Below are 17370 nucleotides of genomic sequence, written 5' to 3'. Positions count from 1 at the left end.
TTCTTCAACTAAACTGCCCGTTAGTGCAACAAGAAAAAGAGTCGCAGCTACGACTCTTTGTTATGCTAAAGCACCCTATAGTTTAAGTACATTTCTTCACAAACTAAAGTGAAAAAACGAGGGCGTCTTTTCCCCTTAATTCAATTAACTTTGGGTTCAGTTCAACAATTTATTGTTAATCTCTTGAAATCAGAGACCATTTCATCAAATTTATTTTTCTGCTCTAAAAATGGAGAGTGATTACTTTCTTTAAAAATATACAATCTTGAGTTTCTTAATCCTTCGTGGATTTCTTCAGAAAAAACCAAAGGGCATTGTGCATCGTATTTTCCGCAGAAAACAATCGTAGGGATTGTTACATTTGTCAGCTTGCTTTGGATGTCAAAATTGGGTAGGTCTTTAAACGAATAGTAGTCTAATCTCTTTTGCACAACTTTCCCACTACTCGGTTTTGAGAAGTATTCATCCCATCTTTCAGGACTATGTAATGACATACTTGTCCATTCACTACTAGCTTCTCTTCTCTCTTCTTTAGTTGAAGTTGAAGATTTTAATATTGAGAAAATCTCCTTTAATTGTTTATTTAAAGGACATTTAGGACAATACATACTTCCTTCGTGTTCCATATACCGCTTAGAAGAAGCTGCACCTCCAATTAATAACTTTTCAAGAGAATTCGGGTACATTACAGCATAAACTAATCCTAACATTCCCCCAGTTGAATGTCCTGCAAATCTCCATTGTTTATAATTTAGTGATTCTCTAATTGCCTCTAAATCTTTGACACTTTCACTCATACTTAGTTCGTCGTCATAAGAAACTTTGTCAGAGTTACCAGCTTCCTTTAAATTAATCAAATACACTTTAAAATGCTTTACAAAGGAATCTGCAAAATAGTTACCTAATTCATTAAACTCACTATACAAATGGGTAATACAAAGAGCTTCTCCACTTCCTTGAGTAAAGAATTCAAATTCTCCTCTAGATGTCTGTACGAAATTTTTCTCCCACATAATTATCCCCCCTTATTCCCCCTTGAACTCAATAAAATATGACTTGAATAGTTTCTATAATTTGTATAGAAAATCCTCTTTGTTCTTCAACTATCCTGCCCGTTAGTTGAGTAAAAATAATAATTTAAAACCGAATTACAATGTTTTCCTAAAGGAATAACACCATTTGTCATAATCTAATTTATCTTCATAAAATCGGTGTGCATCACTTCTTTGTAAACCTGACTCTAAAGCTACATACTCTGCCCCATTTTCATTAGCCCAATCATGTATGTACTTTAACAATTTCTCTCCATAACCAAATGACCGTTGAGACACATCAGTTACTAAATCATAAATAAAAATATGACGCTTATTATAAAAGTTAATTCTCCAACTTAATCCAACTAATGAAACTATTTTTTCTTCAACGTACATTGCGTATAGCTTGTATCCATCTTTACTCATATCTTGAAGTAACTCTATGTATGTTTCCTCTGTTAAATCAGTTCGTAATTGTTTCATAATAGGAAAAGCTTCTAACCACTGCTTGGTATTTGTTAACTCAAATATAGTTTCTAATGTAGAATTTGTCATAATTCAATCCCTCCAATTTTAAAATTCTCTCAAATTATACCATCTATTATTGTAGAATTTACTCTTCAACTAAACTGCTCCGTTAGCGGAACAACAGAAAGAAGGCTGCCGAAGCAGCCATTCTTTATTAAACTAACGCACCCTATAGTTTAAGTACAATATTTCACAAACGGAAACAACAATCTTTAGATAAGCCCTTTTGCAAACCCTATACTTTTTTCTACATAACCTCTATTTTTGTAAAACTTATGTGCGTTAACTCTCTCTGGTCGGTTTCCACTGTTTAGTCCAATACCAGTAGCTCCAATTTTTCTTGACCAATTCTCTGCTTCTGCAATCAGTTTTTTTCCTATCCCCTTACTACGATAACTTGAATTTACAACAAGGGCTACTATGCGAACATAACAACCGTCCATTTCATAGTAGTATCCCTTTAAAAGTCCAATCATCCCAACTACTTTTCCATCATAAGTAGCTAATAAGGTCTTATAATCTGGATTTAATTCTATATTTTTGAAACGTGTTTCCATATTTTCAATTGTAGTAGGATAACCAAGTTGTTCCATCAGAAAAGTTAATTCATTAATATCATTTAAAGTTGCATCTCTGATTTCCACTTTTATATCTCCTTTACTTTAGTTCCACTATCCATTCACTCATACCAAAAATTCTCCTTTTTTTCACCAGTTAAATATTAGTTCTACAATACATAAATTATTCCTTCTTAAATTAAACTAGCCAGTTTTTAAACAAAGAGTAAAGGCTGCCAAAGCAGCCATCCTTGTTCAACTATCGCACCCGTTACTTTAAGTACAATTCTTCACAATATTGCATTCAAAATAATAAAGTAGATTGATTTTTAATTAAGATAATAAGCCATTAATATGTCATCCCCATATGAACCATCTTCATATTTAATTTGATTTTTTTGTCTGCCTTCTTCTACAAAACCTAAACGCCTATATACTTTAATGGCTCTTTCATTGACTGAAACTACTTCTAAGCAAATCTTTTCTATACTTTTCTGTTTTTTAGCCCAACTAAAAAGAAATTCAATTAGTTTGGTACCAATACCTTGATTGGTATACTCTTCTCTAATCCCCATTCCCAATGACCCAGCGTGTTTTAAGCGTTCGTGTTCGTAACGGTTGAAGACCAGAAAGCCGACCACATTCCCTTCTACTTCAAAAACTATATAAAGATTGCTTTTCTCAAAACTTTTCCGTATTTTTTCTCTTTCCTTATTAACGTTACTCGGTATCTCATTTGGAGAAGATACAAAAAATTTGGATGTAGTTTTTGATAAAATAATTTCTTTTCTAATACCAATAATTGCTTCCGCATCAAATTCTTTCGCTAACCTTATCACTCAACCATCCCCTACCCTTTTTTTAAGTATATCAACGAAAGTACAAATGTGTTTCGTTAAGTGTATTTTTTCTTATTACAGGAATGCTGCCCCGTTAGTTTAAGTGAAAATCTTCACGATCTCTTCCTTCTTACCAATTTTTCTTTAAAAGTGCTATTCAACAATCTGGCCCGATTGTTGAATAGCATAACTGACGTTTAGTTTTAAATGACTTTATTATTTTTTAAACGACTTTAATAATGATTTAAACAACTTTATTATCACGAAACATATTAACAAGGTGCTATTTCACTTCATTTGTTAGGTTCTTTAGTGCACCATAATCAACTTTCTCTCGAAAGATTGTTCTGTATATACCTTTGATAACCACTAGTTGGAAAACATGGTATTTATCTATCCTTTCAAACTATTTAAAAAAGAAGAATTTCTAACACTCTTGACATGAATGGTGAGATCAATGGACCTTGTTTTCTTTATTTGGCAGTATACTTTGGGAAATTTCCATTTGGTAAGAGGCTGTTAGAGTTGGGGGCTAATCCTAACAATAGTGTGACAGTGGGACTTCTTTTTTATTTCTTAATCTTGTATAATTTAACCAGTTAGTTCAACTTTTTAATGACTCATAGTTTTGGGTTCATCATTGAAATTGGTCAATCATCAGAATGTATTGCAAAAAGGTAACCTTTAATCTACTTTGGCTGGTAGGGGGGTTATTTTTTTCTATGGAACACTCTCGTTTTATAAAGAAAGGAAGTATGAAGCACATGTTTGGTCGTAATGAGGCTTGTCCTTGTGGAAGTGGAAAGAAATATAAAAAATGTTGTATAAATAAGAACTTAGACGAAAAAAGTTTATGGAAAGAACGTGCTTTAGTGTTAGGCACTCCGTATCCTTTCAACGAGAAACTTGTAAATACGTTCTTAGCTGTATTTGATCACTCAGTTAAAGAGGCGTGGCGTGGTGCATGTCATGGAGTTTCTAGTATTCTCTATATTCTATTGAAAGAGCAAGGTATTGATTGTAAATTACAATTAGGATTCGTGAAAGCTGAGTCAGTTTCCTTTCCTTTCTGTCACTCTTGGTTAACTATAGATGGAGAAATTTTTGACGTTGGTCTATATCGTTCAAATCCTTCTAATCTTAGTCCAAATGAATATTTAAAAGTATCCGCCCCTATTTTCAAAGGAGTAAATCTTGAAACGAATCATCCTTCACCGATTCAATTTGGTGTAACCACAGAACGTATAGATAGAATTTATGAACAGCTATCTCGTATGACAATAGGTGAATATTTTAATGGATGGCCACTCCATAAAGATGGTTTTTGGGGTGAAATCATTCAAATTGCAAAAAAGCTAGATTTAACGGTGAATATGCTGGAACTACAAGAAAATTATTCAGATTTACCATATAAAAAAGCATAATTGAAATAATATTCCCTCATTTTTTTGGGGGAATATTAAGTGGGAACCTGATAAATTATGCCACTTTAGAGATTTAGCAATGAAGCCTCTTAGACAAAAAGTCAATAATTAGTCCAATAAATATCTGCGGCTTTATTTGCAATGTTACTAGAATTACCCCAAATTACATCAAATCCATGCTTTTTATAGAAATAATCTAGCTTATCAAAATGATCCTTGTCTGTATGGGAAATCCAACCTGAAATTGTATTAACAGAATGCTCTATAGCAAAATTGACTAATGAATGGAGTAAAATTGATCCGTAACCCCTTCCTTCATTTTCTCCAAAGACCTCTATATCACCAATCTCTATTGTATCACCGCTATTGTAAGTAGCACTCAATCGGATTCGGTTCAAAACGATACCTTTTTTATGAATTACTTTAAGTTCAATAAAAAACGGTCCAAATTCTTCTTCTTGGTCAAAAGTAGTACGATAAACTATGATATGCTCACCCCTGTTATGTAAAACATTTAAAATAGATTTCTCAGGGTCCCCTTCAATTCTCCTAATTTCCGTTTCTAACGCAAAATCTATATCCTTTATTTTATCTTTCGAATATTGTCTTTTATTCCTATGTCTATCCAAATCAAATAGAAAATCGAACATATATTTACTCCTTTGCTTACTTTTTCTTGTGGTTTCTCCTATCAAAAATATCGCTACTTATGCACCTTATAAACTTACTGTCATCAACGGTGCTAAAATACCCAATATCAGCGGTTTAAAATTCCCCAATAATAACAGATAATTGTCTCATCACTTAAGAGGGTTGGAGTGTTTGAGACGATGCTGAAGACTGGGGAATTTTTTATGATAAGAGAATTACATCAAAAAGGATGGACAAAAACAGCTATAGCTGAAGAGACAGGGTTTGATCGTAAAACAGTAAGTAAATACATAAATCAAGATCAATTACCTCAATCATCTAAGCGTAAGGTTAGGGAGAGTAAATTAGAAACATTTAAGCCTTATCTTCTTCAAAGGATTCAAGAAGGAACGACAAATTGCATGGTTCTATTTGAGGAAATTCAAGCCATGGGATACGAGGGGAAAACAACTATCCTCCGAGAGTTTATAAAACCCTATCGGGTTCAACCGAAAAAACAAGCCACTGTACGATTTGAAACAGCACCAGGAAAACAAGCTCAGATGGATTGGGCGGATGTAGGTATGTATGAAGTAGATGGTAAGCTTCAAAAAGTTTATGCATTCATCATGGTTTTAAGTTATTCCAGAATGAAATATGTGGAGTTTACAACAGATATGAAATTAGAAACACTGATGAAATGTCACATGAATGCCTTTGCATACTTTAACGGTCTACCGGAACAGATTCTCTATGACAATATGAAAACAGTCGTCACGAAGCATAGTCCAGTAGAGATTCGATTTAATAGAACGTTTGAAGATTTTCTAGCCTATTATGGAATCATCCCAAAAGCATGTAAACCTCATCGTCCACAAACCAAGGGGAAAGTGGAAAGAACGGTTCTATATGTAAAGAATAATTTCTTCCAAAGAAAACATGAACCTACAATATACGCCTTAAATCATGATATCCGTATATGGCTTGATCAAACAGCGAATCAAAAGAAGAATCAAACAACTAATGAACCACCGGTTCAACGCCTACAACACGAACAAAGGTTTCTTCAGACTTGGGGAACAAAACCCCTCTTCCCGACTAGTCATTGGGAGATACGTGAAGTAAGCCGGGATTGTTTCATCTCTTATTTAGGCAAAAAGTATTCTGTCCCTTTCCGGTATGCGGGCCACAAAGTAAAGGTTAAAGTAACCTTGGATCATCAAATTGAAATCTATGATGAGAAGGAGTGCGTGGCTCAACACCCTATTTTAACGGGTAAAACGAGTGTTCATGTGAAGCTAGAGCATTATGAAGGATTACACAAAACAGGAAAAGAGCAGGAACATCAGAATCCCACTGGTTTGGCGGCCAAAGATTCTGGAAATGTCCCTACTCCTATTGTTGAAACACGTTCTCTAGCTTCTTATGCTGCTCTGGAAGAAGGTGATTCAATATGAAAAACCAACTCGAAGAGCAGCTAGAGAATCTTGGTTGGCAGGAAATAGCCAACCAATTAGATGATCTTTTAGAGAACGCTTCTAGAAATAATGTATCATATTTTGATTTTTTGCACACTCTTGTTTTGAGAGAAACTGAAGCTAGACAGGGGAATCTCTTGTCCAAGAGGATGAAGAGCGCCAAGCTTCCTTACATGAAGAACATCCATGATTTTGAGTATACGTTTCAGCCTAGTGTAAGTGAACAGCGTGTGAAGGAAACCTTGACTTGTAGGTACATCGCAAACGGGGAAAATAGGATTCTATTAGGTCCACCAGGTGTAGGAAAAACCCATTTAGCGATATCCTTTGCCGTAGAAGCTATTACACAAGGATACACTGCGTTATTTTTAACGGCTGATGAATTGGTATCAGAATGCCGAAAGGCAGAATCAAAAGGAACTCTCCATCGCTTAGTTAACAAATGGAGCCGCCCCAATTTACTCCTCATCGATGAGGTAGGATATTTTCCATTTGATGAACTAACAGCCAATATCTTTTTTCAGGTGGTGTCCAAACGATATGAAAATGGGGCAATGATCTTAACATCTAATAAATCATTTATTGAATGGGGAAAAGTATTTGGGGATGATGTTTTAGCTACAGCGATTCTAGATCGACTCCTTCATCACTCTGTCACTTTTAATATCAAAGGAGAGTCCTATCGCCTCAAAGAAAAGAAAAAGGCTGGAATGTTCCCAGCCAAAGTAACTGAGTAACCGATATAAATGGGGACTTTTATTCCGATGACAATGGGGAAAAATAAACCGACGTTGACACTTACCATAAAAATACAACTCTTTGTTCTCCCTTTCTAACAATAAGTACACCAAACCTCCGCTTCTATTAGAATAATTGCCTGCTTTAAGACTTACATACAGTTATAAATGGAGGTGTATTTTCTATAATAAAAGGTAATTCAAAAATAAAGGGGGAAAATCAAAATGAGTTAGAATTTATTAAATTAAGTGATCGGAAAAGGTAGAATTCCTGTATCGTTGTGTAACTGAAAATCCAGAAATCGTTAAGTTTGCAAAGGAACGTGGGATTAAACTCAAAATTGTAAACATCCAGGGGAGTCAAACTTGGATAGAAATTAATATAAACATAAACACTCTCCAAGTTAATGGAGTAGAAAACCCAACTGAATAGAAAGCAAAAGACTGGTCCTTTATTTGGCCCCAGTCTGAATTTGTATTTAATTTACTATTACTCATTCAACCGAAACTCTTGTCTATTTTGCCAATCACAGATAAAACATTCTAGTTGAAATATATCTTCGAAATCATCACACAAATGAATTGCAGTTTCAAAGGAATCACCATAAAAACTTATTAGTCCTTTTAGGGATTTTCCATACTAAACTATTAAAATTTTATGTGCTTTATCAGGAAATGGTATTGCGAGATTAGTCTCTTTTTCTGACAATGCAGCAAATTTATTAATACGCTTTTCAAAATCCTTCATACTCCCATATACACCTGACAATTCACTTTGTTTTAATTCTTCATATTCGACTCTTTTAATCAGCACTATTTCCTCTGGAACAGTTATTACTAATCTGCTTTTAGTTTTTGCAAGATTTTAGCCACCTAATAATTAAAGTTTTTCTAAGAAATTAAACTTAAACAACAGCTAATCCCTTCCAGCCGCAGCTTGGCTCATAGCTATTTGAATTTCCATATTATCTTCATCTACTTCAGAATGCTCATTACTCTCACTAAATAAACTACCCATCATCATATTAAAGTGTGATTCATGGTTTGAATTCTTAAATATCTTCCCAAACACATCTAAGTAAGTCTTATTTAATTCTTGATTGCTATCCACATACAAGTCGTCGTTAACATGATGTGATCCATCGTTGGTCCATGATAGTAAAGAATTACATACTACCTTTTCTTCATCAGGAAACTCTTCAATAATTTCATTGACATCAATATTGCCAAAGAATTTGTAGTAGTTTTCCAATATTCTTCTCATTATGTTTGGAGTAGTAATTGAGTTCGGATTTTCTCTCAATTCTTTCCAAAGTAATTCATATGAATTTTTGATTGGATTTTCTCCATACTCACTTATGTGTGATTTGTTATAGGTCTTCCTTATAATCCAAAAGGTCTCATCATTTAACTTTTGACTACCTTTACCTTTATTAAATGAAATTTCCTTATGAAAATAAACATTGTGTGTCAAGATTATCAGTTGTTTAAAGTTCGAATCGTTATTCCGTACTTTTTTCTTTAGATTATTGATTAGGTTGCTCACCATAAATAATATGTTGCTGTCAAGACTAGATATTGGGTCATCAATCGCAATGATTCTTGAGGTATTAACTTTATCTTGTTCATTGCTACCATTAATGAGTTGGTAGAAATACAAGAATGTAATAAAGGTTTTCTCTCCTTCACTTAACGTCTCATTTGCATCTTCACCATTTTCTCTTGCAATTTTATAATTACCTTTTTCATCAGACTCGGCCAACTGAAAATTTGTGAATCCAAATGATTTAAGAAGCAAATTTATTTCATTAATAGAAGGTAAAACACTTGTAAGTTGATTCTGAAGCTCAATAGCCTCTTCTTCTAGTTCCTTTTTGTATCTCCCTTGTTGGACAATACCCTTTTTCATTCCATCAATAGCTCTATTCTCTTTTCTTAAATTACTTATGTAATAATCATTATTACTTTTATTTTCTTCCACGATAAATTGCCAAACATCTTTTACTAACATTGTTTTTTCTATTTTGATATTATCAATTACCCTATTTAATTCTGATATTTGAATATTCGCCTGTTCAACCTCTGATTTTATTTCCTCAACACAACTTATTATTGAACTTAACTCAACACTTCTACTTGGTTCATTGCCCTTCTTTTCAAGTAATTGAATATTTTCCTTATTGGTTGAATTTATTATTTCAAATTGGGAAGCTACTTTCTCTTTATTAATAAAAGGTATGTCTTCAGCAATAAGAAATTGGTACCTTTCAAAAAAGCTACTTGTTTCTTTTTTATATTTTTCTATGGCAGAGTTGAGAATTTGTATTTGTTCGGTGTATGTTTCATCAAAATACTCATCCAACTTTTTTTTAAAATCGACAGGTAGTACTTGTTGGCAAAATGGACATATACTGTCTTTGTCCTCTATATGTTTATGCCCTTGTTGTACCCAGTCACTGATATTTAGCTCAGAAATTAATCCAGCAATATCAATATCTTTTTTACCTATAATTCTTGTTTGAAATATCGATTGTTGCTCTACTGAACTTTCGTAGTATATCTCCGGAATTGCCCCAACCTTTTCACGGGAATTTTTAAAGACGGATTCCACTCTCTTAATTAACTCATCGTACGTATGTATGTCATTGTTGTTATTCGTTGCTTCATCCAAACATCTTTCCATAAATCTCTTTTTATTATTACGTACACCAGTAAAGGCATCTTCGAAAACTTCATCATATTTCTGCTTTAAATCCCAGCACTCATTTATAAATTTTTCATGTAAGTATTCTACTTTCCCTGCGTTTTGCTCTATGTTCTTTTCTAATTTGCCTATCCGCTCTTGATGTTTTTCAGCATCCTGCTTTTTTTGACCAATTAAAGCTAAAATCTCAGTAGATTCTTTGCCTAAAGTGAATATACCCTTTATATCATTACTTGCATTGAAATTCTCCTCTACAAAATGCCTATTATAAACAAACATGTCAAAGTCAGAAACGCCTGGTTTCCATTCAATACTGCAAGAAGAAAACTTTTCTTCTTCTCCATTTCTTAACAGTTCAGAAATAGCAGTCTTTCCTGTACCATTACTTCCATAAATGTAATTGATCTTACCCAAATTCACCTCAATTCCTGTAGCATCATAAGATGCGACTTCCTTAACCCTAATCTTTTCTATCATTCTATTACCCCCTCCTAACCTTTTTTTATTTCTAATATTTTTGCCTAATGTCAATTTCTATTTTACAGGAAAAGTTTTACAAGTGTAACTATAACACTAAAAATCCCAACAGTTTATTTCCTTTTTAGACATTTTAGTTACAAACAAAAAAGCATCCCCAAATTTACAGGGATACTCCTTATCTAAACTTCCATAAAATCAATATTGGAGAAAAGACTAGAATTGGGGATGGCATTACAATTAGGAAACATACTGAATAGAGATTTGAAATCCTACGGATTTATGGAATGGGGAGACTTCTGAAACCCTTATTGGACAAGGAATTGAACAGATATTGAGCAAAAGAAAAAGACTGGACCCATATTAGATCCAGCCTGGATTCGTATTGATTTTACGATTTTATTAAATAATTTTCTGCCCGTCTTGTTTTCCACGCTCTTCCCTCTAATATACCAACTATTTAGCAGAAGGTACCGACTTTTTAGCTTCGGGAAGATGAAAGTGACAGTGAGATATAGCAGAGAAAAGAAAAAGAATAACGAAGAAAAAATATCTTCCGTTTGAAAAGAATCGATAAATCTCACCCTATTTCAATTTTCCTAAAACATAACCCAAGTCTTCTTTCAAGCGTTCATAGACCTTTTTCCTTAACTCATCATCATCGCTAATGAACATATGTAAAGCCGAATTACTACTACTAAAAAACGGAAGATTCTTTCTCCCTAATCTTGATAATGCTTGATCAGTTTTCTTATAATCTTCCTCAGCCTTATTGGGATCATACTGGTTATTTCTATATGGTATTTTGACCACTGAAGGTTTACTCTTTCTTATATCAATAACTGGTTCCCAAGTTATTTCAACACCACCGCCAAAATCGTCCTGCCTGTAAAAGTTAATATTAAATTTTATTGGCCCCATTGTATAGAAAGGGAGAAATCCCTTTAAAGATGTAAAGTAATTTTCTACTAAATATCTATAAGAGTGCTGATAATGCTCATAGTAACAAGCAATTCGTTTACCTAGCTGCTGATCACTCCATAGTTCCCATGTTTTCACAGTGTTCTTTTTTAATTGTTCCCATCCAATATCAGATTTCGGTAACAAATATTCTTTTGGATTTATTTTTAATTCTTTTACTCTAAAAACGGTCAATAACATTCGTATAACATCCTCTGAATTAAAATAACCGTATTTATTTAAAGAATTTGCATACCCAATAATATCCTTTTTCATAAATAAACTAATTAAATTATCTGCTGAATGTTTATACAAAGAAGGCTTTCTAGTATTATCGTCACCCAAAAAAGAAAAACGCTCGAGAGGTAACTTTCTTAAATTCGCTTCTATTTGCACAACTGCCATTTCCGGTGGTTCAATATCAAAAAGTCTCTTCTTATCCAATATTTCAGCCAACTGTTCTTTTATTGAATAAAGTGCAACTTCTCTTGCAGAATCAATTCCCATATCTGTAGCTTGTAAATTTAGGAACCAATGATTGCCTCCCCTAAAAGTCTTTATCGGTATACTGTCGTCGTTCCCTTGATTATCTTTCGTGTATATCCGTGGCCCACCCTCGTAATCTCTTAATATTACTTCTAGTACTTCCTTATTAGCCTCTGGAGCAAGTAAAAACCTAAAGTCAATTGCTGGTGTACTGAAATCCATACTTCCCTCGATTATTAACTTCAAAGGAATAGAAATTTCGTCCTCTTTTAATGAATACCACGGATAGAAATATTTTTTAATAGATTTAAAGTGACTATCTATTATTTCTAAATAACTTTTTCTAACTTGTTCAAAATAGTTAAGTGTATATTCCATAGACCAAATTTCTTTTAGCTGATTAGTAAAATCAAACCTCGCCTCTAGACATCTTCTGTATAGATACAAATTATTCTTCTCTAAATAATCGAGAAATATCTTCTGCCTATTGTCTCTTTTTAGCAATCCTGCTAAGTAAATGAACACTTCATAGTAAGTGTCATTTTTGTCATATTCCATTGTAAACCCTATCAATTCATCATCTGATACTTGTGATATGTTTAAAGATAAAAAGTATTCATGGAAAGATGGGTGAAAGAAAGTCAAACCCCCATTATCTTCAATTAATAAGCCAGTGTCCATTAATTCTTTTTTAACTATTTCAACTTTATCTCTTTGCAAAAACGTACAAACAGATTCTGAAAACTCTACTCTAGTAGGGAAATCTCTAAAAGTTCGCTTAGCATACTCAGATAATATTAATTCCTTAGTCGATACATCTATTTGAAAAGGAGTTACTAAGCCCTTTTGATAATTTCTCTCCGCCATAAGGTAACTTATATAACTAGCATATAGTTCCGCTTTGTTTTTCGGAAGCGATGTGCCACCAGTTATTTTTAAAACAGAAACAGTCATAAATAGAAATAATGGATTTTTTATAAGACTTCTTAGATTACCATCAACACTATGCAAAGTTTGCCATCCAGGTAAATTGAGTTCCCTTTCAATGTATTCCCTTATCATTTCATCATCTAATTTATCAATAGTATATTCAGAGAAATGCGTATACAATTGCTTATAATAGTTTTCCTTTCTACAGGTCACTAAAATATGTGCGTCCTTAATTTTAGACACCTTAATTAGCTCATCAATTAGTAAATCTGCTGATGATGTTACTTCATCAAGACCATCAACAAGAATTAAAAAATTACCAGCAATTAAATCTTGTTCTACTTGTTTTTCGTCAATAGATGGTATTGCATACCTCAACTCTTTTAGTATTCCCTCAACTAAATTAGAAAATGATCTTGACCAATTTTTCGCCTTTAAAATAATGGGTATTTTATTTTTTTCAATTAATGGATTTTCAATCATATCTTTCGCCAGCATTGATAATAGATATGTTTTACCCCCACCTGGTTCAGATAGTATAACAGCGGATTCTTCTTTATTTAGTAATTCAATATATGACTCTAGCTTTTCACTTCGTAGGTTATCTTCAGTAAATCTAAAAGTAAATCCCAGACCAACTGCATTATTTGATTGCCTATCCAATTTTCTCAAAATCGTATTTTCGAGCTGTTGGTCTAATTGCCCTTGTAACATAGTTAAATATGCTTCATAATACGGTTCATTTCTTCTTTCAGTAATGTCTATCCCAATAGCCTTAAAGTATTCCTTATATAAATACAAACTTACTGCAGATAGTCTACTTGCTTGTCCACCCTCCTCAACTTGTTTTAATAGGACAGCAACGGCATGACTATTTAATACTAACGGTGCACCAGATACTCCACTATAATCTCTAATATCATCATTCTTACTTAAATCGACATTCCATTCCGATTTTAATACACGGTAATTATCTGCATATACTTCATTTTTGACTTGTAAATCAATAAAAGTTCCTCCCTCTCTTCTTGCAGGGGGGTATCCAAATGTTTCACACATCAAAGAGGTATTGAACTTAAAATCAATACACTTTATTGGGGTAACACCTTCTATCACTTTATTTAACCTTAATGCAATAATTTGTTGATTTATACAGTCTTCATCAGGAATAATTGGTTCTACATCAATTTCCTCAACCTGGTTATTTACATTAAAGAATAACTTAATAGGCATTTTTTCCTCGAAAAAGTCAATAAGAGCATGTGTTGCAGTTATTGCAATTTCCTCTGAAATCATGAATGCGGTAGCCGTCTCCTTACCACATACTAATTTGGGAACGGCATGTTTCAATTCAGTCTTCATAATTACCCTCCTCACAATTCAACTATTGACACTGCTTTACCTTTAGAGATTTGAACCTCGTAGTTATATTTTTCTTTCCATCTAGCATTATTTAATAACCTTGAAGTGCTTGTTTGATAATTAAATACAAATGCCTTTGGTCTATGTCTTTGATAATAAATAATCCTTGCGAGTGAATCAAAATCAGGATGTCCGTGTTTATCGCCATTAGTTGAAATTAAGAATAACTCAGAGTTTAAACTCTCTATAAGAGCTCTTGTTATGTTTCTTTTACTTCCATGATGTGACAATTTAACCAAGTCAAAGTGCTTCCCCTCTAATCTAGCAATGTTATCATCAATAATGTCAGGATGAGCATCTGCTAAAAAGAGCAGCCTTTTGTTCTTGTATTCAATAATAAACGAAATTGAGGAACCGTTTACTACAGAATTATCAATTTCTTCTTTTAAATTTTGCAAAACAATATTTTCTATATTTATTTCATCATAGATACTAGCACTTGATGAGATATTACTTTCTAAAACTTTTTGTTCCTCTTGTCTTATCAAATAGAATTCATAAGCATCATCGAATATTTGCTCATTACTCAGCGAAAAGTTCATTTTTTGTTTCTTTAGCTCTCTTAACCATGTCCGAGATAATCTTTTTAGTTTATCTGTATTAGGTGATAATAAGGTAAGAGAGTATTGGTCCTTTACAACAGGATTCTTGTTTTCGTAGTTCACTGCCTTACCACCAAAAGATTCATTCCAGAGGTATCCACCTTCCAATATTAAAGCAGCTAACATAGAGCCCTGCTTTGCACTAATGTCCTCATGACGGATTCCAGCTTGCCCTATTCGATGTCGCAAAAATGAACTCCCCAATTCTACTTCTCTATTCAAGATTGTTAACTCTTGCTCGGTTATTTTCTCAACCTTTTCTTTCTCAAATTGTAAGTGCCTGTAACTGTTATGCCATATTTCCTTAATCTCTATAAAAGGATCGTTATTATTTTCTTCTAAAAATGCTAATGCACCTAGAATATGATCCTGGTCAATATGCGTTATCACCATTAAATCTATTGCTTCACCATTGTTTGCAATATTAAGTAGTTCTTTTTTTAAAAAGTCTCTATAAGTTTCTGTATATCCACAATCTATTAAAATATGTTTTCTATTTTCTAAACCTAGTGATACTAAAAAACAATCCCCGTTATTTGCAGGAAACATTTTTACAGTAATTTTTGAATTTGACATTTAATCCCCCTGAACCTAATGCCTTTTTACCTATTTTCTCCATTTTATCACAATTCAATAATTATTCTTCTTTAACATATTGATATAAAATGAAAAGTAAATTCAGTAACAAGATATGGTATTGCGAATGCTTGAGGCTGAGTATGAAAACTTGCTTTTCTTGAAACCAATACATTTAAAACATAGAAAGGAATGAGAATTCCCCCTTCCCCCTATCTGCCAACTATGTCCTCCAATAAAATTGCATTCTAACGCCCATCCCCCTCAATCCCTTATCTTAGAAGGGCACACGCCCTCCTGACCATTACATCACGATTCTCTTCATAAAATAATTACGTTCCCGCTTTTTTCGCATTTCCAATCGAATTTGCAACGAGTTTTCACTGATTTTGAGAAAAAAATTTGGTTCCAGAATAAACGGAAGAGAGTCGATTCCGAATGAGATTCTAATCCCGCTTGGAGAACTAACGAAAAAACGCCTGAAATCATTCGACTCTATTGCGTGTGGAAACCAACTGAAAAGGATAGGAGATAGCCTGAACACTTACTGGACAGGATTGTAAACGTACAGAAAGAGGGAAACAAATGGATTAGGATTGGAAACTGATCGAAATGGAGATGGGACTGATATTGGTTTGTGATGATGTTCATTCCAATTTTTTGGAAATAAAAAAAGGAAGGTCTACCGGGAAAAATACCGGAAAAACCTTCGGAACTTAGAATGTAATTTTTATTTAAGAACCCTTAATTAATACTAGGAACTTTTATTTGAAGACATCTAAAGCTATTTTTCAGCTACCGCTTCATTCTTACAATTACAAAAAGAGCGACGGAATAACCGTCGCCTAAAAAAATTAACTATTTATTCTCAAACAAATCATTTAAATCAACTTTCAAAAGAGTCCTTAAAGATTTTAGCGTATTAAAAGATGGGGAGCAATTACCTTTTTCTATATCACTTAATGTCCCCTGGGAAATCCCTAATAATTTTGCAAACTCAACTTGTGTATAAAAATTATCTTTTCGAATCTTTTTTATACGATCTCCAATTGAGTTCATAAAGTTACTCCTTCATTAGAAAGTTCCAATAGCCAACTTTATTTTACGATTACTAACATTAATTTCAAATTACCGAGATTATTTTACGATAACCGAGTTTATTTTACATCAACATCTCTTTAGCATCTGATCTTCGCCGCTCACCATACCGCAAGTCCAGCATCCTAGACGACCGGCTGTACCTCCACAAGACTTCCCTTGTTCTGATGAAATTTTCATCGCACACTCCATAATTCCTTCACCATACTGAGTTGATAACTCTTCTATTGTCGTTCCCCACGGTAATGAAGGTGTATTTTCAAGTAGGTTAAACCATAATTCATCAGAGCTAATAAACTTCAGAGGACTTAGGCACATTACTTCCTTGAAATCGCTATGTTTTGACCACAAAGATTCCTTAGACAGTTCGAATTTTGCTATTGAGCTGGCCCTCCTGGCTGATTCTTCATTTCGAACACCCAAGTTAACTGTAATTTGGTGACCTTCACCCATAATTACTGAAGGAGATGTAGCTAGAAGCTGTTTAATTACATCTTTGCTCCCATCTATCTTGAGAGTAAAAGTGCACCATCTGCTCCTTGTATTTGGCGTAGGTGTAACTTAAAGCATAATAATGTCACAGTGACACCTTTATGCTTTAATTATCCAATGTCAATCTTATGCTTTAAAACAAAACAAACACAGCCATAAAGCTGTGTTTGTTTTGAACGAATTTTTAAAACAGTGTTATAAGTTGAACAGTTCTCCTATTGCAGTTTAACGACTTGATTAGAGTATCCTAGTCAGGTAACATAGATGCGGAACAGCCAACACCCATAAAAGGAAAGTAACCAGTTTTTGCTTAGCAGCCAAGACGCCTAATATATCGATTATCTCACTCACGTCTTTCCTTAGCTCACTCACATCTTTCCTCACTTCCTCAAACAT

General features: G+C 33.5%; 13 protein-coding genes. 3 read left to right on the top strand and 10 right to left on the bottom strand.

Going from position 1 to position 17370, the window contains the following annotated elements; translation table 11 throughout:
* Positions 1 to 161 precede the first annotated feature (161 nt).
* The 4 genes from ACN6MY_RS12715 to ACN6MY_RS12700 form a co-directional block, all read right to left on the bottom strand.
* Positions 162 to 1013 (bottom strand): alpha/beta fold hydrolase, encoded by an 852-nt coding sequence (locus ACN6MY_RS12715; protein ID WP_419880528.1) that lies wholly within the window; start codon positions 1011 to 1013, stop codon positions 162 to 164.
* A 135-nt stretch (positions 1014 to 1148) separates the two neighbouring features.
* Entirely contained in the window at positions 1149 to 1589 is a 441-nt protein-coding gene (locus tag ACN6MY_RS12710) for a GNAT family N-acetyltransferase (protein ID WP_419880527.1), read from the bottom strand.
* Positions 1590 to 1774: 185 nt separating this feature from the next.
* Complete coding sequence (locus ACN6MY_RS12705) at positions 1775 to 2206, bottom strand: GNAT family N-acetyltransferase (RefSeq protein ID WP_419880526.1); 432 nt, start codon at positions 2204 to 2206, stop codon at positions 1775 to 1777.
* 242 nt (positions 2207 to 2448) lie between these two features.
* Positions 2449 to 2958: an N-acetyltransferase family protein gene (locus tag ACN6MY_RS12700; RefSeq protein ID WP_419880525.1), complete on the bottom strand. Its 510-nt coding sequence runs from the start codon at positions 2956 to 2958 to the stop codon at positions 2449 to 2451.
* 722 nt (positions 2959 to 3680) lie between these two features.
* On the opposite strand from ACN6MY_RS12700, the gene ACN6MY_RS12695 reads away from it, so the two are divergent.
* Positions 3681 to 4382: an SEC-C metal-binding domain-containing protein gene (locus ACN6MY_RS12695; RefSeq protein WP_419880524.1), complete on the top strand. Its 702-nt coding sequence runs from the start codon at positions 3681 to 3683 to the stop codon at positions 4380 to 4382.
* A 101-nt stretch (positions 4383 to 4483) separates the two neighbouring features.
* Here ACN6MY_RS12695 and ACN6MY_RS12690 read toward each other — a convergent pair whose 3' ends face one another.
* Positions 4484 to 5032, bottom strand: coding sequence for a GNAT family N-acetyltransferase (locus tag ACN6MY_RS12690; RefSeq protein ID WP_419880523.1), 549 nt, complete (start codon positions 5030 to 5032; stop codon positions 4484 to 4486).
* 180 nt (positions 5033 to 5212) lie between these two features.
* Between ACN6MY_RS12690 and istA the strand changes: the two genes are divergently transcribed.
* Entirely contained in the window at positions 5213 to 6469 is a 1257-nt protein-coding gene (istA, locus tag ACN6MY_RS12685) for an IS21 family transposase (protein WP_419884159.1), read from the top strand.
* The gene (gene istB / locus ACN6MY_RS12680; protein ID WP_419880522.1) at positions 6466 to 7227 is read left to right on the top strand and encodes an IS21-like element helper ATPase IstB; all 762 of its coding nucleotides are present in this window, start codon (positions 6466 to 6468) and stop codon (positions 7225 to 7227) included. Before istA ends, istB begins: the two co-directional genes overlap by 4 nt.
* Positions 7228 to 7867: 640 nt before the next feature.
* Here the strand turns inward: istB and ACN6MY_RS12675 are convergent.
* The 5 genes from ACN6MY_RS12675 to ACN6MY_RS12655 all read right to left on the bottom strand — a co-directional run bounded on the left by ACN6MY_RS12675 (position 7868) and on the right by ACN6MY_RS12655 (position 16443).
* Positions 7868 to 8041, bottom strand: a complete 174-nt coding sequence (locus ACN6MY_RS12675; RefSeq protein ID WP_419880521.1) for a DUF771 domain-containing protein — start codon at positions 8039 to 8041, stop codon at positions 7868 to 7870.
* Between the two features lie 102 nt (positions 8042 to 8143).
* Complete coding sequence (locus tag ACN6MY_RS12670) at positions 8144 to 10408, bottom strand: ATP-binding protein (protein WP_419880520.1); 2265 nt, start codon at positions 10406 to 10408, stop codon at positions 8144 to 8146.
* A 585-nt stretch (positions 10409 to 10993) separates the two neighbouring features.
* A complete protein-coding gene (locus ACN6MY_RS12665) occupies positions 10994 to 14146 on the bottom strand; it encodes an NACHT domain-containing protein (RefSeq protein WP_419880519.1) in 3153 nt (1050 codons plus the stop codon).
* Positions 14147 to 14157: 11 nt separating this feature from the next.
* Positions 14158 to 15384: an MBL fold metallo-hydrolase gene (locus tag ACN6MY_RS12660; RefSeq protein ID WP_419880518.1), complete on the bottom strand. Its 1227-nt coding sequence runs from the start codon at positions 15382 to 15384 to the stop codon at positions 14158 to 14160.
* 858 nt (positions 15385 to 16242) lie between these two features.
* Entirely contained in the window at positions 16243 to 16443 is a 201-nt protein-coding gene (locus ACN6MY_RS12655) for a helix-turn-helix domain-containing protein (RefSeq protein WP_419880517.1), read from the bottom strand.
* Positions 16444 to 17370 lie beyond the last annotated feature (927 nt).

The organism is Peribacillus sp. B-H-3, assembly GCF_048572925.1.
Classification (GTDB): Bacteria; Bacillota; Bacilli; order Bacillales; family DSM-1321; genus Peribacillus.
This window is presented reverse-complemented; position numbering and strand designations above follow the sequence as displayed.